This is a genomic window from Prevotella histicola (genome assembly GCF_055385135.1).
Map to the genome: position 1 here is coordinate 1,722,751 of NZ_AP043793.1, position 22,161 is coordinate 1,744,911.

General features: G+C 38.0%; 13 protein-coding genes. All 13 read left to right on the plus strand.

Annotated features, from left to right (window positions below):
- The first annotated feature begins 100 nt into the window (after positions 1-100).
- Positions 101-1,282, plus strand: a complete 1,182-nt coding sequence (locus ACZ48L_RS06890) for a SusE domain-containing protein (protein ID WP_025791455.1) — start codon at positions 101-103, stop codon at positions 1,280-1,282.
- An 85-nt stretch (positions 1,283-1,367) separates the two neighbouring features.
- Positions 1,368-2,375 (plus strand): Outer membrane protein SusF domain-containing protein, encoded by a 1,008-nt coding sequence (locus ACZ48L_RS06895; protein WP_025791454.1) that lies wholly within the window; start codon positions 1,368-1,370, stop codon positions 2,373-2,375.
- A gap of 286 nt (positions 2,376-2,661) precedes the next feature.
- The gene (locus tag ACZ48L_RS06900; RefSeq protein WP_025791452.1) at positions 2,662-5,088 is read left to right on the plus strand and encodes an alpha-amylase family glycosyl hydrolase; all 2,427 of its coding nucleotides are present in this window, start codon (positions 2,662-2,664) and stop codon (positions 5,086-5,088) included.
- A gap of 558 nt (positions 5,089-5,646) precedes the next feature.
- Positions 5,647-6,693 (plus strand): hypothetical protein, encoded by a 1,047-nt coding sequence (locus tag ACZ48L_RS06905; RefSeq protein ID WP_148295437.1) that lies wholly within the window; start codon positions 5,647-5,649, stop codon positions 6,691-6,693.
- 12 nt (positions 6,694-6,705) lie between these two features.
- Positions 6,706-9,930, plus strand: a complete 3,225-nt coding sequence (locus ACZ48L_RS06910; protein WP_278573182.1) for a hypothetical protein — start codon at positions 6,706-6,708, stop codon at positions 9,928-9,930.
- Between the two features lie 2 nt (positions 9,931-9,932).
- A complete protein-coding gene (locus ACZ48L_RS06915) occupies positions 9,933-13,283 on the plus strand; it encodes an RHS repeat-associated core domain-containing protein (RefSeq protein ID WP_025791448.1) in 3,351 nt (1,116 codons plus the stop codon).
- Between the two features lies 1 nt (position 13,284).
- Positions 13,285-13,623, plus strand: coding sequence for a hypothetical protein (locus tag ACZ48L_RS06920; protein ID WP_044113836.1), 339 nt, complete (start codon positions 13,285-13,287; stop codon positions 13,621-13,623).
- 233 nt (positions 13,624-13,856) lie between these two features.
- On the plus strand, positions 13,857-14,039 hold the full coding sequence (locus tag ACZ48L_RS06925; protein ID WP_148295436.1) for a hypothetical protein: 183 nt from the start codon (positions 13,857-13,859) through the stop codon (positions 14,037-14,039).
- Positions 14,040-14,610: 571 nt separating this feature from the next.
- Positions 14,611-14,979, plus strand: a complete 369-nt coding sequence (locus ACZ48L_RS06930) for a desulfoferrodoxin (protein WP_008823600.1) — start codon at positions 14,611-14,613, stop codon at positions 14,977-14,979.
- Between the two features lie 525 nt (positions 14,980-15,504).
- Positions 15,505-18,540, plus strand: coding sequence for a SusC/RagA family TonB-linked outer membrane protein (locus tag ACZ48L_RS06935; protein WP_464722034.1), 3,036 nt, complete (start codon positions 15,505-15,507; stop codon positions 18,538-18,540).
- Between the two features lie 11 nt (positions 18,541-18,551).
- Positions 18,552-20,471 (plus strand): RagB/SusD family nutrient uptake outer membrane protein, encoded by a 1,920-nt coding sequence (locus ACZ48L_RS06940; RefSeq protein ID WP_081767847.1) that lies wholly within the window; start codon positions 18,552-18,554, stop codon positions 20,469-20,471.
- 39 nt (positions 20,472-20,510) lie between these two features.
- Complete coding sequence (locus tag ACZ48L_RS06945) at positions 20,511-21,644, plus strand: SusE domain-containing protein (protein WP_025791442.1); 1,134 nt, start codon at positions 20,511-20,513, stop codon at positions 21,642-21,644.
- Positions 21,645-21,675: 31 nt separating this feature from the next.
- Complete coding sequence (locus tag ACZ48L_RS06950) at positions 21,676-22,146, plus strand: hypothetical protein (RefSeq protein WP_025791441.1); 471 nt, start codon at positions 21,676-21,678, stop codon at positions 22,144-22,146.
- The last annotated feature ends 15 nt before the right edge of the window (positions 22,147-22,161 follow it).

The following is a 22,161-nucleotide window of genomic DNA, read 5'->3' on the forward strand; positions in this document are numbered from 1 at the left end:
AATCTTATGACGGATTCTTTTAGAATAAGCATCTGGACTGTTGGCCATTGTGAACAGGTAAGACAGATCAATAGAATATAACTATAAAAGAACAATAAATATGAAATCAATAATAAAATCCTCGTTGCTTCTGTGTGCAGGTGTAGCGTTGTTCGCTGCCTGCGACAAGGACTTGGAGCATAACCCTACGCTTCAGACACCAAAGAGTTTTGTTCTGAATGCACCTGCTTATGCTGCACAGACGGTTGATTTGAAGACCTCTGGGACTCTGAATTTCACGTGGTCTCAGCCAGAATACGGCTTCCCTGCAGCTGCAGAATACGGTATGCAGTTCTCTACAACTGACCATTGGACAAAGTCAGTTGACCAGGTTGTTGATATGGATACAGAGCGTGGTGATTACGCATCTGTTGGTACTCCAACAGGAACATGCCGTACATCGGTAAATGCAGCTGACATTGCTACGGCAATTCAGAAGATGGAACGTTATGAAGAAGGGCATGTCCCTACTTCACAGACACTCTATGCACGTGCTTATTCTTTGCTGAATGGTGACACCATCTACTCTAATTCGGTGAAGATGAGTGTGGCTCCTTATTATATTGAGCTTTCTGATGCACCCGTTGAGACATGGTATCTCGTTGGAGGTAGCTTCGGTGATGGCTCATGGGGCAATGCTCAGGTTGTTCCTTTGTTGCCAATGGAAGGTCAGGAATATGACAAAAAGACGGGTAAAGGTGTCATCTCTTGGACTGGTTACCTGTCAACAGCAGGCTTTAAGTTGAAGAAGAACCCAGCAAGCTGGGATGACGGTCAGGTTGGTCAAGGAGCAAGCTTCGGTGACTTCGTATATAATGATGGCGGATCTTCAGATATCAAAGCTCCAACAGCAGGTTACTATACCATTACGTTTGATACAAAGAATCTTAAACTAAAGATTGTTCCTTACACGGGTACTGCACCTACTGTTTATACTTCAATGGCATTGCCTGGTAAGCATGATGGCTGGACTGTTGCAGGTGGAACACCAATGACAGCTGAGACATCGGTTGTTGAGAATCACGACTGGAAAGCTACTGTAACCTTTGCAGAGAAGTCAACTGGTGCTGACGGTGAGGGCTGTAAGTTTGCTGCTAATGGTACATGGGATGTCAGCTGGGGAGCAGAAGCATTCCCATATGGTGTAGCCACCAAGGGCGGACAGAACATCCATAACCAGAAAGGGACTTATACCGTTTACTTCAATGATATTACGGGACAGTATTCCTTCGTAAAACAATAAGAGAGAAAATGATGATTAGAGAGCGTGTGCCACGTGAAGTGTAAGCCTTGTGGCACATGCTCATCACATAATAAGAACTAAAACAATGAAGAAGTTACTAATCATGGCAAGTACCGCATTGCTTATCACTGCTTGCGGTAGCGATGAATATCAAGAATGGACACGCCCACAGGCGAATGGTGAGGAGGTGGCGAAGGAAGTAAAGTTCACTGTTGCAGAAGCCCCCGCCATTGACTTCAATACAGTAACGGCTGATTCTGTGCAGCTGTTTGTCCCAACGGTAGAGTCTGATAACGCTGTCTCAACCCAGTCGCTGACGGCTGTCCTTTCTAATAATAACAAGACTGTATCACTGAATGCGAGTGAGACAGGACGGGTAAAGAGTACAGAACTCGTTGCAGCAGTGGAGAATCTCTATGGTAAGAATGGTGACTTGCATAAGGTTGCCGTTGCCGTTACGAACAAAATTAAGCTGCAACGTGGTGAAGGATTCAGCTTGTCACAGAGTACGACGGCAAGTGTTACCTGTGTTGCACCAGCCTTCACACAGTATCTTTACATGTCAGGTGATGCCAATGGATGGTCATTTAGCAATCCACTTTATAGCCCATTGGCAGACGGAAAATATACTGGATTCATGTATCTTAATCAGAACGGCTTTAAGTTCGCGACCCAGCAGGACTGGAATGGTACTGATTATGGACAGAACTTGGTAGAGAAAGGTGCCAATATCGTACTGACAGACCCTGCTGGATTCTATAAGGTGGACCTTGATCTTACCACACAAGCGATTACTTACACACCCATCAGCAGTGTGGGTGTCATCGGTTCAGCCTCTCCTAATGGGTGGAACTCTGACGTAGCTATGACCTATAATGCTGCTCAAAAGTGTTGGGAGATAGATAATATCACCTTGACGACAGGCGAATTGAAGTTCCGTGCTAACAGTGATTGGGTGTTAGACTGGGGCGGTTCATTGGATAATATCACCTTTAAGGGTGGTAACATCAATGTTACAGCAGGCAAATATAACATTAAACTCTATCTCTTGTGTGATACAAAGTCGCATTGCACAATGGAGATAGTTCCATAAGACTCTGAATTGATCATTGTATGACGTCGGGTGTATTGGCATTGTTGTCAGTACACCCTTTCTTGTTCCGCTCTGAGTTAATGTGCGTATTTTATAGAAAGTTTGTGAGTTATGCTTTCTTATATAGAATAATTTAGTATCTTTGCAGGGGTAATCATGACGATTATTGATTGTGTATGATGAAAATCTATCACTATGATAGCTACAACAATCTTCGCTAATCACCATTTTATAAATACTTTCTCTCTCGTCAATTTGTTGACGGAGACAAATAAACTAAATCTATATGAAACGATTTTTAGCAAGTACATTTGCTTTTTTGCTATCCTTATGTTCTATGGCACAGGGATGGCCAGGACATGATCATAGTGTCATGTTGCAAGGGTTCTATTGGGATTCTTTTCAGGAGACACAATGGACAAACTTAGAGAAAATGGCGGATGATTTCGCCGATTACTTCAATCTGGTATGGGTACCACAAAGCGGTAAGGGTGGTTCTATCCCGTCTATGGGTTACAATCCTCTGTATTATTTCAATCAGCATTCGTCTTTCGGTACGAGAGATGAACTGAAAAACATGATCAAAACCTTCAAACAAAGAGGTATCGGGACGATAGCTGATGTTGTGATCAACCATCATGAGACAGTTGGATGGTTTCTCTTCCCCCCGGAAACATATAATGGTGTAACCTATCAGTTCCGGTCAACCGATATCTGTGCAGATGATGGTGTGAAGAATCGTAACTCTTGCGAAGATGCAGCAAGGGAGCAGAATGTGCAACTAAGTAAAAACAATGACGAGGGTGATGACTGGGGTGGTATGCGCGATCTTGACCATAAGAGTGAGAATGTGCAGAAAATTGTGAAGGCGTATGAGAGGATGTTGATAGATGATCTTGGGTATGTCGGCTTCCGTTATGATATGGCAAAGGGTTTTGCAGGATATCATTTCAAGGACTATAACTCTGCTGCAAATGCGAAATACTCAGTGGGAGAGGTCTGGACTTATGATATCCCTGAGATGAAGAAGTGGATTGAAAATACAGAATGGTACAGTGGAGTCTTCGATTTTCCATTTAAGAGGACTGTCGAGAAGGCTATTCATGATAATAATTGGACGGAGCTCGGAGAACCAAATACCGTTGTTTCTGATACTCATTATCGCCGTTATATTGTTACTTACGTGGAGAATCATGACACGCAGATACGCAAAGGCGAACATGGGGAGAATATTAACCTAAATAATGGGTACATGGAAAAGGATACTTTGGCTGCTAATGCTTACATGTTGGCTATGCCTGGTACACCATGTGTCTTCCTTCCTCATTATTTGAGATATCCGCAAGAGATAAAGAAGATGATAGATGTTCGTAAGTTTGCAGGTATTCATAATGAGAGCTTCTACGAGACATACGCCAAAGACAAGGCTTATTATGCAATAACTACGAAGGGTGACGACGGTGAGATACTGGTAGTTGTTGGTCCAAAGGCAAACAGTTTACCTGTTGACACTCACAAATACAAGAAGATTCTCAGTGGTTATCACTATGTTTACTATGCTGATGTGGCTTCGTTTGGTAGTAAAGCATGGATTTCTCTACCTGGTGGAAAATATCAGGGAAGGGACTTGAAGGTCAGATTGGATGCTGTATCAGTTGATAATAATGTGCAGCTCGCATATACAACAGATGGTACCACTCCTGATCTTTCAAGTCGGAAAGTAGCCCCAGGGACGGAGGTTACATTGCCCGAAGGCAGAACAGTATTACGTGTTACACCTGTCGTAAACGGCAAATTGGGGAAATCTGTGACGCGTGTCTATAAGGTAGAGGATTTCAAACCGCATACGATTCGTGTCTATGTTAATGCAGACAGAGTGGGATGGAACGATTATGTGAACTTCCATTCATGGGGTGGAACACAGACAGGGACGCAGTGGCCAGGTGAAAAAGTAACCCGAACAGAGACTATTAATGGAAAAAAATGGTTCTATAAGGATTACGAACTGAAGACTGCCGACGACTATGTGAACTTTGTTTTTAGTACAGGAACTGATGGTGGTACGGCTTCTAAGAATCAGACATTCGATAAGAACAATGTGAAGGAGACTTCTTTCTTTGATGTCTCTCCAGAGAAAGATTATGTAGGGGTTTACTTTGATTCCGGTAAGGATAAAGGTCCGAAGGAAGAACATTACTTCATAGATAACCTTACACCAGTGTATAAGCAAAAGACCATTCGTATTTATGTGAATACGGAGCAGGTTGGATGGAATGATTATGTGAACATTCACTCTTGGGGTGGCTCGCACGCAGATACACAATGGCCTGGGGATAAGGTTACTGATACGGAAATTATTAATGGGAAGAAATGGTTTTATAAGGATTACACACTCAACAATGATGATGATTATGTGAATTTTGTGTTCAGTAGAGGAACAGTTGCTGATGCTTATCAGAGCCAAACTGTGGACAGAGAATATATAAACAAAACTTCATTCTTTACTATTTCTTCTGTAAAGGAAGGAGACAAATTCAATATACAAAGGGCTGCTTCAAAACCAACACCTACGGGAATCAGTATGGTTCATGAGGACCTTGGGAAGATATCAGCTGATAACGCTTATTACACCCTCTCTGGGCAGCGGCTCAATGGCAAGCCTTCACAGTGTGGAGTTTATATCCATAATGGGAAGAAGATTGTGGTAAAATAAGCAGTATGTTGTGGATAGCATCTTTCTTCATGTGCCTTTAGATGGAGATAAATTTGGTGTTATTGTAAAGATGATTCATAACTGTCAATTCAAAGATGCTCTTTTGCAATGTAAAAGACGCCCTTTTGCATTGTAAAAGATGCCCTTTTGAGGTGTAAAAGGTGCTCTTTTGGAACGCAAAAGGGCACCTTTTGTTTTCGGTTTTGTAACCCGTTGGTACAGCGTGAGTTATGAAAGCAGAAATGAAAGGTTTTCTTTTAATTATCAAGTCTTTTTGTGTCCGAAATTGTAAGATGTTTTTCTTCTTGCGATATTCTTATGTTTCACTTTCTGTTCGTCCGTTATCTGTTCATTGTTCTACTTGCCATTTCAAGCGTGGGAATGGCAGATAAGAGTTGAAAGGCTGATAGGTGTTAATTCATAAACATTGTTAATGCAATTCACTTTCTTTTTCATTCATTTGCAGTTTACGCTATTCTTACATACATTTGCAAGTGAATTTAAGCCTTTCTGTATAGGAAGCATTTAACCCAAGGTCTAATAACTAATAATCTAGTAATGACAGTTAAAAGTCTTTTTATAGCTTTCTTTCTAATGTCTTCTTTATCTTGCTATTCACAAATAAGAGTAGAGAAACAGGCCAATCAATGGCTTACAAATAATTTGGAAAGAATTAATGTTGATTATTTCTCGCAAGGAGGTTCTGGTAATCAAATATGGGATTTCTCTGAATTGAATATCGGTGATGGGTCTACTGAAAAGTTATCATATAGATTGAGATCAGATAGTGCATTTATAATAAATACTGTCAATGTTCGGTCTTTTATTTTGAAAAAGGATACACTATACCAGGTAGAGACAGAGTCTCCTCTGCATATAATTCATTATATCTTTCCTGTCTGTAGATTGATATATCCCTATGCATATGGCGATTCGGCTACTATACCTTTTTATGGAAAAGGTATCTATTGTAATGATCATATTTATCGTGAAGGCGGACAAACCACTTTATTGGCAGATGCTTACGGCAAAATTATACTGCCTAATAGAGATACTTTACAAAATGTTATTCGTCTTTATACGCTCCGTTCCTATTTTATTTGTATGGATATTGATTCTATTGCACTTGATACGGCACGACTTCACCAAGTTATAGAAGAGCACTATGAATGGTATGCTCGAGGGTATAGATATCCTGTCTTTGAAACTTTTACGAGTACCACTTATGCTGGTATGAAGATGATTGGAACTAAGCAACAGGCTTATTGTTGTTTACCAGACTTTCAAAATCAGTTATTTGATCCTGTTAATAAAGCTATTCATAAGAATGATTCTATAGAACAGATCAAAAAACAAGATATATTCCATTATCAAACCAATGTACAAGGAATGCTGGTACATGTTGATTATAATTTAGATGAAAAAGCTGAGATAACAATGCTCATTTCTAATACTATGGGTATTGTATATCGGAGGTTGCACCGCAGCCAAATAGCAAGACAAGGGTATTCTGAGAGCATAGACTGTAACGGACTACGTCGGGGACAGTATATATTGTACATTAATGTAAATGGGAGGATATATAGTAAGACAATAACATTTTAATATTATGGTATCATGAAACGGAGAAATGTATGTTTAATCTTAATTTTACTAATTGTTATTTCCAATAGTGTTAAAGCACAATTAAAATTACCAGGAGAGGCTCCTCCTAAATGGGTAACCAATTTAGATCATTTTGTAGATGTTCCCACGCCTACGGCATCTTCTTTGGGTACTTATGGCGACATTGGAATCTCGTATTTTACAGGTAGGCCTAATATAAGTGTTCCATTATATAATATTAAAGTCAAGGATATTTCCATGCCAATAACCTTAGATTATGATGCCAGTGGAGTTATGCCAAATAGCCTTCCAACATGGGTAGGTCAGAATTGGACGCTCAATGTTGGCGGGGTTATTACGCGTAATAGACATGGGAACTATGATGAGTGGATTGCTCCCCCACAAGCTCAGGGAGTATGTCTTGGAATAGCACATAATTACTTTGAGTCTCATTCTAAGTTACCAATTTTAATGAATAAGCCAGAAAATGATTATTCCGACTTGAAAGAAGCCATAACACATGGTGGTGAATATGATATGTCTCCAGATGAATTTACCTTTAATTTTATGGGGAAAAGTGGAAAGTTCTTCTTAGATACAAATGGTAATTGGTCTGTGCAAAGTAAAGATAATATAGAAGTAATCTTTGATGTTAATAAATCTTCGAATTTTACTTCCCCTTTTTATCCGAAATACCCAAATGGAGAACTTCAACCTCGAAGCATTGCAGGTTTTATTCTCAGGGATGATAATGGGTATGAATATCAGTTTGGTTATGTACAAAATGCCATAGAGTATAATACTAATTTTTGGTGTATGAGTGTTAGTGAATACACTGAATGTTGGCATGCTATGAGCTGGTATTTAACTAAAGTCTCTGATAAATATGGGAATGAGTTATTCTCCTTAAAATATAAAAGAGGAGCATACGTTATTCAAGTATTTAATTGCTCATATTCGAATGGTGTGTATGGAAAATACTCTGGAGTCTTAGCAACAGAAGCTATGTATTCATATAATAATAACGACTTTCCTTATAGTATTTCAATAAACTCACCAGTCTATTTACAGAGTATAAAAACCTTGAATGGACTGTTGATAAATCTATCTTCTTGTTGTGTGGAGGATAAAATGGGGACAGAACATCTATATAAGAAACTCTATGATAGATACAATGGGGTAAGTGGGCTTTATCAAGTGCTAGCCCATAATGTTAGTGGATGGGTAGTTGGTGGTGCAGCTCATGATAATCGCCCTTCAAAAAGAGGGTTCTATTATCTTCAGGAAGATGATGATTCTCTTTACAAATTTCGTCATAACCCTCCTAGTTTTTTTAACAAAGGTATATATCGCCCTTCTGGTATTGAAAAAGAAATTAGGGAAGATTTGCTTAGTTATTCTAGGTTAGAAAGGCTTAGTAGTATTGTAATCCAACCAGTAGCTAAAGAGAAGGTTATTAGTAAAATTGCTTTTAGGCTCTGTACAAGTATAGTAAATAAAAGACTATGTCTTGACAGTGTCTTAATCCAAGATAATGAAGGTATTATGCCGCATGGCGTAAAAAATGCGTATAGATTCAAATATAATGAATTTGAAAGGTTGCCGGCAGACTATCTTACTACGGCGGTGGATCACTGGGGGTATTATAATGGGAGACCATATGAAGGGCATCTTAGTAACATAAATACAGTACGAGCCCCAGATTCCAAGTTTACTGCTTTGGGAGTATTAAATAAGATTATTTATCCTACGGGCGGTTGCTCTGTTTTGGATTATGAACCTAATACTTATGGAAAAAGACTTAAATATAATCGACAAGATCTAGAACTTTGTAATGGTATAGGAGGTGGACTTAGAATTAAATCTATAAAAATATATGAGACGGAGGATATGAGACGCCTGTTGAGTGAAAGAGATTATTCTTATAATATACCAAGAACATCTGTTTCTAGCGGAGAGTTGTTTGCCTTACCATTTTATAGTTGGAATTATGATATAAAGTGTATATATGGTAAAACGACTTATAGTATAGGGACCTCACGTTCATCTTCTATCGTACCTCTTGCTAATAGTAGTGGCCCGAGTACTGGATATTCCTATGTTACAGAGTCTATTAAAGTCTTGGGGAATATAGAAAATCAGACAGAGAAGCATATTTATCATTTCTCAAACCTGTCTACGGAAGGTGCAAAAGACCAACCATTCGTGTTGACTTTCGGATATACAGACAAAATGACACCTAACGATGAGTACTCGGATATGGGTTTTAAACGAGGACTTTTATTAAAAGAAGAAGTCATTAATAATGATGGGAGAAAAGTGCAAGCTACTGCATTTAAATATAGAACAGATGAGGATAATTACCTTAAACAATATTCGTTAACTACAAATCTCCGACAGGAAAGCTTTCACACGGCGCAGTTTGCGCATTACCTCGGTGGTGTCTATAAAATTTATTATCCAAAGTATGATGTCGTGGAACAACGGGATACAATTTTCCCAGAAGATGGGTCATCTCCCATTGTAACCGTAAATGAAATAAACCGTATTGATAAAGTGTATACCACATGGTATCCATACAAGCATGATATGAATATAAGACTTACCGTTGGGCGACATACAAAAAGAGCATATTCTTCAGAAGAGTATTTATATCAATTTGGGGATTTTATGCATTGTAAAGAAGAGGATTCTTTATTATATAAGAAAATGTTTGATATTAAACCATTGAAAGTCGTACATTATAGAGATGGAAAGCTTGAATCTCTTCTTGCCACTAAATATGAAAAACTTTATGGAAAAGAGATAGTTGTACCTTATAGCATTATGCGTACAAATTATGAAGGAAAAATTGATACATTAGTACGTAGCATCAGTTATACTAATACTGGAGTTCCTTATTTTATTCGAGAGCTTGGGAAACCGACTACTTATCTAAAATGGGGGTATAATGATTGCTACTTATTAGTGAAGAGTGATACTTATGTTCCTATAGGTATATCAAATGAAGAGTTCCTTGATTCAGAACAATGTCAAAATAAACTACAACAATATATTACGACTGCTCCTCCTGGGACTGTTGCTTATTCATATAATATTCTTTTGGGAATTACTTCTATCATGCAAGCAAATGGGAATAAAACAACATATAAGTATAATAGTTTTGGAGATTTGCAAGGAATCTTTGATTATAGTGGGAGACTTTTAAAGAAATATCAGTATCATTATCGCAAATAAATATGAATACAAGAATAATATTCTTTATTGTTGGCTTCTTTCCTTTGCTTGTAAAGGGCCAGAGTCTAAATCAGAACTTTATTAGTGAAAGTATACCTTTGGATGAGGACGGGACTAATCTTATTACTAATGTTACCTATTTCGATGGTATTGGTCGAGAAATAGAGAAAGTGACGTCTGCTTCTGGGACAGGTACATCTGTTTATTCAGCTAAGTGTTATGATGGTAGGGGAAAAGTTGTGAAATCCTATCTACCTGTTGGTGCAGATCGATCTTTCCAATTTGAAGATATTGATGCTTTATCTGTACTTTCTGAAGCATTCTATAATAATGATAACACAGCTTTTTCTTCATATCATTACGACTCTTTTGGTAATGTGAATAAAGAAGAACTTCCTGGACAGGCATGGAGGCAGAGAGGTAAAGAGAATTCAAAGAACTTTGGCAGTAATCTAGATACGGATAGAGTGCTACATTATGAAGCTCCTTTGGGGCAGAGAATATTGAAGGAGCCTAGTAGTACGGAATATACATATTATCCTGCAGGTAGTCTTCAGAAAATGACACAGACAGATGCAGATGGTCATTATGTGACTCAATTTAAAGATTTATTCGGAAATATTATACTTGAGCGTCGTAATATAGGAGATACTTATTATGTTTATAATTCGGTTGGACAGTTGCGTTATATTCTCACTCCCTTATATCAAGAAGAAGGGAATATAGTAAAAAATGCATATGAGTATCAGTATGATGATAGAGGTAATCTGGTAAAGAAAAAATATCCTACGTGGGAGTATAATGACTTTACAATGAGATATTGGTATGATAAGGAAAAACATCTTACTTTTGTACAGGATAATAATCTTGCAGAAAAGAGGAAAATTCGTTTTATGCTATACGATAAGTATGGTCGTTTGGCTATTCAGGGATTATGTTCAAGTTTTAAGTTGAATCCAAATGATAATCCTATTCTTACTTATCATCAGGCACAAGGTGGATTAGCCTCAACAGATTATCTATTAGAAAGTAAATACAGTGATATGCTGAATAATCCAGAGATAGAGATTGTTAATTATTATGATGATTATTCTTTTCAGTATGGCAGTCGGAAATCTGGCTTCTCAAGTATAGAAATGGACTTTTCAATGAAAACCAAAGGATGCTTGACGGGTTGTATAGTCAAAGCTTCTAATGGTGAGTATATATATAAAACAATGAAGTATGATATTAAAGGGAACATTATAGAAGTATATACAAAAGGGTTAAATCAATTTGTCGAAAAGAGTTACAATACTTATACGTTTACGAATCAGTTAAGTTGCTCCCGGATAGATGTTGAGTTGAAGAACAATGATAAGCTCAAAGCCATTTTAAATAACACTTATAATCAGTATAATGATAAACTGTCTACGAGTAATATATCTATTAAGCAGGGACAAACAGAAAGTCCAAATATTGTAGTGAAGTATGAGTATGGTAAGCTCGGTCAGTTAAAGAAGCTCTCTAGGCCTATTTCTGGAAATAATGGGAATATTAGCTATCATTATGATTTGCATGGCTGGATGACTGAAATCTCATCTGGCAGTTTTGTTGAACAGTTATATTATGCAGAGGGACATGGTAAGCCTTGCTATAATGGTAATATTAGTAGCCTACAATGGAGCCGTGGAGAGAATGGACTGAAAAGAGGATATATGTTCTCTTATGACGGTCTAAATCGTTTGAGTAATGCAGTATATGGTGAAAATTCATTATTATCAGAAAATATAGGGAAATTCAGTGAACAGATGACTTATGATAATAATGGAAAAATTATGTCTTTAAAGCGTTGTGGGCAGAAACAAGATGAGAGTTTTGGGTTGATAGACGATTTAACGATGACGTATAATGATTTTATGGTAGACGTCCATGATGATGCAGAACCTATTCTACGTCGTGGATCTATCGATTTTAAAGCTACCAATGCCCGTTATACATATAATAATAGCGGAATGTTAGATAGTGATGATGGGTGTGGTATAGCTATGATAGATTATGATGAAAACAACATGCTAAAGCGTATACAATTTGTAAATGGTAACGTCATAAAGTACGTCTTTACTGCTACGGGGCAGAAATTACGTACTATTCATTATACTGCTGTCCCAAATATTAGTGTTGCGATGGGAGGAAGGCATGAATTAGCAAAAGATGAAATCCTATCGTCGGATTCAATAGATTATCTTTGTGGAGGTAACCTTATTTTGAAAAATGGGCAAATAGATAAGTATCTTTTTGTAGGAGGTTATATTCAAAAGGATATGGAAGCTTATGGTGAACCAATCTATCCTTATGGAAAACCATCTTTAGATTCTGGCTCAAAGAATAATAGATTCCCCAATATCGTATTTCATGAGAATATACCGTATTATCGATTGAGACCTACTTTCAAACCGTATTTCTATACAGCTGATCACCTAGGTAATATTCGCGAGGTGCTTGACGTGGAAGGGAAAGTTGTTCAATTGAATGACTATTATCCTTTTGGGCTGCCTTATAGTGATACTGGTTCCATGAAGGGCACTGATATCCAACCCTATAAATACAATGGTAAGGAATTTCAGACGATGCATGGACTTCACTGGTACGACTATGGTGCCCGTATGTATGACCCCATCATCTGTAGATGGAATGCTGTAGACCCATTGGCAGAGAAGTTTTATAATGCTACTCCGTATAGCTATTGTGGGAATAATCCAGTTAATGCTATTGATCCTGATGGGAGATTTCCTTATAAATGGCAAGCAGCAGTCTCAAGGTGGTTCTATAATCTCTTTCATAAAACAAATGCGAGTCCTATATATGAAAATAGAGAAGCACAGAATTCAAGATATCGCTATACTTATAATACATTTAGTCCCTTGAATGAGAAAGAGTTTGTTATTACTTGTAATTATAAATTTGATACTAAATGGACACAAAAAATGCAGGATGCAGGTGATGGAGCAGCATTATTCGGATATGGTCTGACTCTGACAGGGGTAGGAGCAGAGATTGGGGTGCCATTAGCAGGATTCGGAGAAGCTATTTCTTTAGTTGGTAGTTTAAGTGAGATCCTTCTTGATTTTGCAAATGGTGATTATGGCAATTCAATAAAAGGACTTATCTATAAAGGTGGAGAAGAGTTAGTTAGTATGGGGTTAAACAAAGTCCTTCCAGGTTATGGCAAGAAGATTGGTGAAGAGGGATTTGACTTAGGGACTGAAGTGATAAGACAAGGAGTAAATCTGAAGCTATCTGGTGCAGAACGGCTAACAGATAAACTCATCGAAGAAAAAGAGAATATAATAAGTAATCAAAACAAAGATTGAAATGGCAAACTATATTTATGTTTGGGATTCATTATCCCTTGTTGCAGGTGCTATAATAGTATATTGTATAGCCAAGAAAGGAAGACGATCGATAACCCCTTTGCGTCTTTTTTATTTGTGTGTAGGATGTTTTATGGTGATCTTAGCAGTGATAGCTATGCTTGTAGGGAAGTACGATAATATTTGTGCAATATTGGTTGGTATTGTTTTCCTCATCTTTATTTATCGTGACAAGAACAAGCCTTCCCCTGGTCTTACGATTGAATATTCATGGCTTATTGGTGGCTATTTTGCTGGTATTATGGCAATTGCTTACGGATTGGTCAGATTCTTTGAGTGAGTTAATCTTCTATAGTGGAGTAGGAAAATCTCTTCAAAAATGGTGTTAAATGCTTAAGTATTCAAAACGAAAACAATATGGTGTATTGTGATTATATTTGGGATTCATTATCCCTTGTTGCAGGTGCTATAATAGTATATTGTATAGCCAAGAAAGGAAGACGATCGATAACCCCTTTACGTCTTTTTTATTTGTGTGTAGGATGTTTTATGGTGATCTTAGCGGTGATAGCTATGATTGTAGGGAAGTACGATAATATTTGTGCAATATTGTTAGGTATTGTTTTCTTCATTTTTACATATCGTGACAAGAACAAGCCTTCTCCTGGTCTTACGGCTGCATATTCATTGCATTTTAGTGGCTATGAAGCTGGTATTATTGCAATTGCTTACGGATTATTCAGATCTTTTGAGTGAGTTAATCTTCCATCGTGGAGTAGGAAAATCTCTTCAAAAATGGTGTTAAATGCTTTAAGTATTCAAAACGAAAACAATATGGCAAACCTTATCACAATAAATAGATATAAACATTATCATGGATACAGTCTTTGGTATTACATGTTCTATAGTTACTCTAAACCCCTAATATAGTTTTGTTTTTAGTTGCTGTCACTCCTGTCATGCCGTATTGCTGCTTAACCTCCTTATTATTAGTATGTTATTTAAAATGTTAAAAGTGACAGCAACATAATTTTAAAATAAGATAGGGGAATTAAAGATAGATTAGAGATAAAGTCTTCACGTGTCTCTGTTATGTAGTTGGTGGGGATATGAGCAATTTGTGTAGGGAGGAATTGAGGCGTTTTTTATTGATATTCCTGTCAAGCAGTTAACCTATAAGACTGTATGATACGAAAGAAAGTATGATAATGTCGAGTAGGATGTAATCTTAAAGAATGTAAAAGTTGTAATGTTTACAAGTGATTGTTTTGTTTCTTTCAGAATTTTCTTCTAAATTTGCAAACGTAACATTAAGAAATAATTTATTATGGCAAAGAGAAACGAATTATATAAGTGCTCAGAGAGCGGTAATATTGTAGAAGTTTTAGTAGGTAGCGAGAGTGGTGTTGGTAGCATGCAGTTGCTAAAAGAGAACACTACTGATGCTGCTACAGAGAAACATGTACCTGTTGTAGAGAAGATAGCAGGTGGTTATCGTGTAACAGTAGGTGAGGTAGAGCACCCAATGACCGAGGAACATTCAATTCAGTGGATTGAGTTGATTACGAATAACAATGAGGTTCTTCGTAAATATCTTAACCCATCTGACCGTCCTGTAGCAGAGTTTAAGACAGATGCAACAGAGGTTTATGCACGTGAATATTGTAACTTGCATGGTCTTTGGCGCTCAAAATAAGCGAAAGATATCAAACTGACATATAATAGTGAAGGGTATGCAGACTCCAGAGTGGAGACATGCATACCCTTATTCTTTGTAGAAATCTTGTTGAAAAGTCTATACCATATTTTATTTTATATCATACTTTGGTTATCCTTAAACTTGTGTCTATACCACCGAATACGATGAAATGGGGCTTTTTATATTGTTAATGATTGTTTTATTTATTATATATTTTTCTTTTTAGTGTCATTTGTAAGTAGTTGATATTTAGGATAATAAAAAAATATAAATCTGTATTTTGTTGTATATTACATTATAAATAGGTTGGGGAGAAGGCTTTTTGTTTATCTTTGCGACCATTAATTTTAATTGTACTAAGCAATCTTTACCCGATTTTACCGACTTGATAAAATATAACTTAAACTTAAAAATATGGGAAATAAACGCTTTACCATTTGCCGCAGTATGTTCAACCGACATACGCTTAGTGCTGCTTGTCTGTTGGCATGTCTGTTTTCCAATGGTGTTATTACTCCTGCAATGGCAGTACCATCAGCTTTGTCAGTAGACCAGCAGTCTAAGACTTTTAAGGTTACAGGACAGATAACTGATAAGGCTAAGGAGCCATTGATTGGTGTGACAGTTACTGTCGTTGGTTCGAATGGTCCAATACGTACTATCAGTGATATTGATGGTATGTTTTCACTTGATGTACCCGAAGGTAATAAAACCCTTGAGTTTTCTTATGTAGGATATAAGAAACTGAATGTCCCCGTTACGGGTTCTAAGTCCTTGAATGTTATTATGGAAGAGGACACTAAGGACATTGACGAGGTTGTGGTTACGGGTTTCAGTAGTCAGAAGAAAGCATCTATCGTTGGTGCTATTCAGACTATTCAACCCACTGAACTGAAGTTTGGCAATACGCGTACCTTATCTAATAATCTTGCTGGTAAGCTATCGGGTGTCATTGGCATTCAACGTTCAGGTGAACCTGGCTATGACGATTCTAATTTCTGGATTCGTGGTATCAGTACTTTCTCAGGAAATCGTGCACCGTTGGTACTGGTTGATGGTGTAGAACGTGACCTGAACAGTGTTGATGTGTCAGAGATAGAGTCCTTCTCTATATTGAAAGATGCATCAGCAAGTGCCATGTATGGTGTTCGTGGTGCAAACGGTGTAATCGTCATTACGACAAAACATGGAAAGATTGGTGCACCTGCAGTGAGATTTCATGTGGAGCAGTCTATCAATTCACCAACAAAACTGCCAAAGTTCTTGGATGCACCAGACTATATGAGTCTGCTTAATAATGTGGCACAACACGATGGTTCTCCCATCCCGTTTACCCAGTTGCAGATAGACCGTACACGTAGCGGGTATGATCCAGACCTCTATCCGAATGTGAATTGGATAGACGCTATTACAAAGGATTATGCTTATTCTTCACGTGCGAACCTTGAGGTTAGTGGTGGATCAGACTTTTTGCGTTATTCCATAGTAGCTTCTTATTTCCGTGAGACGGGTATTTTAGCACAGGATAAATCTCTGATTGTTGATAATGCAACGAACAACCAGCAGTTTAATCTTCGTACCAATATTGATATGGATGTAACTAAGACAACTCTGCTTAGTGTAAGTATCGGAGGTTATCTGAATCGTTTTAAGCAGCAGAGTTGTAACACAGATGATGCGTTTACAGAAGCTTTCCAGACCTTACCGTTTGTACATCCAATCCGTTATAGTGATGGCACGATTCCAAAAGTATCGAACCGTGCTAACCCATGGGAAACGGTTACACAGCATGGGTATGACTTCTATACAAGCTCAAAGATTCAAACTCTTTTCGCTGTAGAACAAGACTTGAAAGTTATCACACCTGGATTAAAAGTTAAGGGGCTCTTTAGTTTTGACCGTTGGAATAAGAGTCAGCGTGGACGTAAGGCTAATCCAGGTACAGTCCTCCCTGCTACAGGTAGAGACGTAGAAGGTAATCTGATTCACACCCAAGGTACGGTAGGTGATGAATCTATGAGTAGTTATAAAGGTAGTGATTATGGTAATACCCGTGTTTACTTTGAAGCAGATGTGTTATATAAGCATCGTTTCGGTAAACATGACGTTGATGCGCTTTTCCTGTATAATCAGCAAGCTTATGATGATGGTGACATTCAAGACTATCGTAAGCAGGGTATAGCGGGGCGTTTATCTTATACCTATGATAATCGTTATGTTGCTGAGTTCAATTTTGGTTATAATGGTTCGGAGAATTTTGCCAAAGGAAAGCGCTTTGGCTTCTTCCCATCACTTGCTATAGGATGGTTGATGAGTGAAGAGCCATGGATGCAGAAGTATCATAAGACGTTCAATAAGATAAAGTTTCGTGCCAGTGTTGGAAAGGCTGGAGATGATAATATAGGTGGACGCCGCTTTGCTTACCTGACTACTATGAATACAAATGCAGAAGGTTATGTATGGGGTACGACAGGACAGAGTAGTTATACGGGTATTACAGAGGGTGATATTGGTGTAAGCAACTTGACATGGGAAACGGTGAAGAAATATAATGTGGGCTTTGAGTTGGGACTTTGGAATATGCTTGATTTCAATCTAGATATCTTCCGTGAGAATCGTTCAAACATCTTCATGAAACGTACTATCATCCCAACACAGAGTGGGTTTATCAATGCACCATGGGCTAACTTTGGTAAGGTTACCAATGGTGGTGTTGATATGAGCCTCAACTTCCATAAGCAGTGGAACAAGGATTGGTTCACTTCTGCTTATGTAAACTTTACCTATGCAAAGAACCGTGTTGATGAGTATGATGAGCCCGAAATAAAGAAAGGGACTTATCGTGCACAGACTGGTCGTTCTCTGAATGAACTACAGGGTCTTACTGCAGAGCGTCTTTTTATGCCAAGTGATTTCAATGCTGATGGTTCTTTGAAATTTGGTATTCCGTCACAAAGTGGGGTGGGAGGTACAGATCTGAAGCCAGGTGATATAAAATATGTAGATATGAATGGGGATGGTGTTATCACAGAAGAAGATGCTGGCTTTATTGGTGGAACAGTTGACCCACGTATTGTGTATGGCTTTGGTGGTGTTATTGCTTATAAGAATATTGATGTGAATTTCTTTTTTCAAGGAGTTGGAGATACCCATCGTATTATAGGTGGTTCACCATATTTTATACCAGCAAGTGGAACAACCGTACAAGGTAATGCTTACAGTGAGAATCTCAGTGATCGTTGGACTGCTGATAATCAAGATCCGTATGCATTCTGGCCAAGGCTTACCTATGGACCTGACCTAAACAACTATCGTGCTTCGACATGGTGGAAGAAGGATATGAGCTTTTTGCGTTGTAAGACGATAGAGGTCGGATATACGCTTAATGCCCAATGGTTAAAGAATTTATACGTAAAGAATCTTCGTGTTTATGTCAGTGGTAATAATCTCTTCTGCCTCTCTGGCTTTAAATTATGGGATCCAGAGCTGGGAACAGGTGATGGCTTGAAGTACCCAATGAATCGTTCAGTACAATTTGGGTTGGATATTAATTTCTAATAAAATTGAAGATGAGAACTTTGAAAATTACAAAATATTTCATGGTTGGCCTGATGGCTGTAACAATGACAACATCTTGCTCTGATTATCTTGATAAGGAACCTGATACAGAGCTTAATATGGATATTGTGTTTACGAATCGTGACAAGGTCTACTCAATGTTGTCTTATGTTTATAATGTCATCCATACCCCAGATAAGTTTGCTTTGATAAAGGATGGATATGAGGTATTTGCTGATGATTTGACTCCTTCACGTCGTTGGGAGCAATGGGGATGGAAACACACAATTCCAAGAATCTTTGGACAATGGACAATTAACTCTGATTGGGATGGAGATCTTTGGGCAGCTATGCCTAAATATATACGTCATGGTTATATCATAGAACAGAGAATAAAGGCTTTGCCAGATCAAGATCTTCCGCAGAGAGAAGTTGATAACATTAAGAATGAATTAAAGTTTTTGACAGCTTACGGCTGGTGGCAAATGGCTGAAGCTTATGGTGGTATTCCTTTTAAACCTGATTATATAGCTCCGACAGACTTTACGTTATCTGATTTGATGATAGGGCAATCTAAGTTTGATGATATTGTCAACTATTGTGATAAAGAGATGTTGGAGGCTGCAAATGCTTTGCCTGCTACTTATGAGGATCCTGCTAAGTATGGTCGTATAACAAAGATTATGGCCCTGACAGTCCGAGCTCGTATGTTGCTCTTTGCAGCTAGCCCGTTAGTTAATGGTAATCCATGGTATAAAGATTATCGTAACAAGTCCGGAGAATTAATATTCAATCCTACATATGATCCACAGAAGTGGGTGAAGGCAGCAGAAGCTTGTAAATTATGTATTGATGAGGCTGAGAAGGCTGGTTATAAACTGTACAAGGAATATAATGATGATGGTTCCATTGACCCATTTATGTCTACTTATAATGTACATCTGAAACGTTGGAGTGAGGGAAATCGTGAAATAACGTTCCCTGTAACGAAGGGAAATGCTTATAAGCAGATTGATGGCTTGCTTAATTGGTGCTCTGTACGTGAAGTTGGTGGTGGTAATGGACTTGGTGTTTATCAAGGACTAGTTGATGCTTTCTTTACTAAAAATGGCTTGCCCATCTCAGATGTGAATTCTAATTACAATGAAGAAGGCTTCTCAAATGCTGTTGATACACGTAATACTAAGTGGGAATATGGCACGGGTAAGCCTGGAGAAGTTACAGCGAAGCATACATATAATATGTATTGTAATCGTGAACCACGTTTCTATAATGCTGTAACCTATAATGGGGCGTGGTTGACTTATGTGAATAGAAAAGTCGATATGTTCTATAATCATAAAGACAATATTCAGTCGAGTTCACCACATGATGCTCCACAGAATGGTTATCTCCTTCGTAAAGCTATCTGTATGACTGATAACATAAAAACCGGTAAGATTACTGATCGCCAAGGTTTCATATACCGTTTAGCATTTACTTATCTTGATTATGCTGAGGCAGAGAATGAAGCTCACGATGATGTCAGTGCACGTACATCTGCCTTGGAGTATCTGAATCTCATTCGTGAACGTGCAGGAGTGCGTAAGTATACTTTTGATAATGTGCCAATACAGGATGATAACTTTATTCATATTGACAATACACAGGCTGCTTTACGTAAGGTTATTCGGGCTGAGAGGCGTGTTGAACTTTGTTTTGAAGACAACCGCTGGTATGATATACGCCGTTGGAAAGAGGCTGAGAACCTTCCAGAGATAACAGGTGATGGTTATGGTATGAATGCATTGGGTAATTCCGAGGATACGTTCTACAAGCGAACTGTTTTCCAACATCGTATTTGGAAACGTCAGTACTATTGGATGCCTGTATATATTGATGAGTATGAGAAGAATCCGAATCTTGTTCAAGGACCATTCTGGGGCGATTAATTAATCTTAGTCTATTCTTTAAAAATAAGTTAGATAATAATGAATACAATAAATAAATTCTTCGGATTGTTGTGTATCCTACTGGTTTTTACAGCATGTAATGAGGATCCAACCTATTTTACTTTAGAGAATCAGCCTGATGATATGCATCTTCAGGCATCAGTAACAGAACTGACACTTAGTAAGGCACAAGAGGATGAGTCTGCTGTCACTTTCAAATGGAATACAGTAAAAAGTCCTATAGAAAATTATGACTCAATAACCTATGCCTTGCGTTTTTATGCAACAGATTCAAAGAATGAGCATCATAGTGATTTCTTCTCTTTAGGTGGCGCTCATGAAGTTTCTTTTACTCATAAAGATCTGAATGCTATTGTTGCTCGTTGGGTACCAGCAGGGACCTCTATTGCTGTAACAGCAGAATTGGTCGGTACGGTAAATAATCAAATAAAGTATATCAAGCCAGAAGTATCAAAAGTAGAGTTCCGTGTGACGGGTTATGAAAAGAATCCTACTTATCTATATGCTCATATTAAAGATGATGCAACTGGTGCTGAACGAGTTGAACGTATGTCTCAACGTCAGTTAGGTACAGGTATTTATGAAGCTACACTTTCTATGAAACCATGTACCTATTACTTTACTACTTCGACAACTGATGCTTATCCTGCTTATGGTCAAGATACTGGGGGAAAAGTGAAGTTTATAGATAATGGAAATGTACAACCATTTACAAATACTGTGACAGGTAAGCGTACAATTATTGTTGATACCAATGATGATTTTATGGACTGTCGTGTCCTCAATATAGTTCAGTTACCAAATCCAGAAACGATCCGTATCGTTGGAGATGGCTGTTCTATCGGATGGGATCCGGCATCTTCTGAAGGTGTCTTTACAATAGAAAACCCACGTTATCCATACATCTATTCATGGGTCGGTGAATTTAAGGTTGGTGAGATTAAAGTGAATACAGGTACAAGCTGGGGCGATCAGTTCTTTTATGCACCTGAACCTAATGCTGATCCAGCTGTTAATCACCAGTTGAGCATGTTCCGATATGAAAGTGCTGGTGGTGACGTGAAATGGAAAGTGACAACCCCTGGTAGATTTAAGTTCTCGCTCTATTTAGATGCTGATGACTTACACACATCCTTCGAACCTGTTCAGTAATAGAATCTTGAATTAATTAAATATTGAAGAGATGAATAAACTAGTATATGTTATTTTAACTTGTATCTTTACCAGCATCTTCCTTAGCTCATGTGTTAAGGAGGATGGGGCAGGGGTACCTCGTGCAAAGAGTCTATTCCTTGAGCACAGTGAATATAATGTGGACTTAGAGAATGATACGGTAGATGCACTTACCTTACGTTGGATTGATGTGATGAATGCTAAATACCGTGTATATCTTTCTAATGCTTACACCTCGGATGTAGAAGAGGTGAGTGGACAACCAGTAGTAGGAGAATTGAACACTTTATCTTTAAAGGTGCCATACGCATTCTTAAAAGATTATGTAGAAAAGGCTAATTTGCTTTCTGGCAATTATGGTTCTACTGATGCCATTGATATTTTCATTAATCTGACAGGAATTCCAATTGATGCTAGTCAGCCTTCTGCTTTGCTCCCTACTGGTTCAACAATCAAGGCTACAATACATTTCAAGAAATAATTATCCTCTTAGTCT

What these genes read in the sequence shown, in the direction of transcription:
- ACZ48L_RS06920 (WP_044113836.1), top strand. Translation starts at nt 13,285, where the DNA reads ATGGCAAACTATATTTATGTTTGGGATTCATTATCCCTTGTTGCAGGT.
- ACZ48L_RS06915 (WP_025791448.1), top strand. Translation starts at nt 9,933, where the DNA reads ATGAATACAAGAATAATATTCTTTATTGTTGGCTTCTTTCCTTTGCTT.
- ACZ48L_RS06930 (WP_008823600.1), top strand. Translation starts at nt 14,611, where the DNA reads ATGGCAAAGAGAAACGAATTATATAAGTGCTCAGAGAGCGGTAATATT.
- ACZ48L_RS06890 (WP_025791455.1), top strand. Translation starts at nt 101, where the DNA reads ATGAAATCAATAATAAAATCCTCGTTGCTTCTGTGTGCAGGTGTAGCG.
- ACZ48L_RS06900 (WP_025791452.1), top strand. Translation starts at nt 2,662, where the DNA reads ATGAAACGATTTTTAGCAAGTACATTTGCTTTTTTGCTATCCTTATGT.
- ACZ48L_RS06945 (WP_025791442.1), top strand. Translation starts at nt 20,511, where the DNA reads ATGAATACAATAAATAAATTCTTCGGATTGTTGTGTATCCTACTGGTT.
- ACZ48L_RS06950 (WP_025791441.1), top strand. Translation starts at nt 21,676, where the DNA reads ATGAATAAACTAGTATATGTTATTTTAACTTGTATCTTTACCAGCATC.
- ACZ48L_RS06940 (WP_081767847.1), top strand. Translation starts at nt 18,552, where the DNA reads ATGAGAACTTTGAAAATTACAAAATATTTCATGGTTGGCCTGATGGCT.
- ACZ48L_RS06925 (WP_148295436.1), top strand. Translation starts at nt 13,857, where the DNA reads ATGATTGTAGGGAAGTACGATAATATTTGTGCAATATTGTTAGGTATT.
- ACZ48L_RS06935 (WP_464722034.1), top strand. Translation starts at nt 15,505, where the DNA reads ATGGCAGTACCATCAGCTTTGTCAGTAGACCAGCAGTCTAAGACTTTT.
- ACZ48L_RS06895 (WP_025791454.1), top strand. Translation starts at nt 1,368, where the DNA reads ATGAAGAAGTTACTAATCATGGCAAGTACCGCATTGCTTATCACTGCT.
- ACZ48L_RS06910 (WP_278573182.1), top strand. Translation starts at nt 6,706, where the DNA reads ATGAAACGGAGAAATGTATGTTTAATCTTAATTTTACTAATTGTTATT.
- ACZ48L_RS06905 (WP_148295437.1), top strand. Translation starts at nt 5,647, where the DNA reads ATGACAGTTAAAAGTCTTTTTATAGCTTTCTTTCTAATGTCTTCTTTA.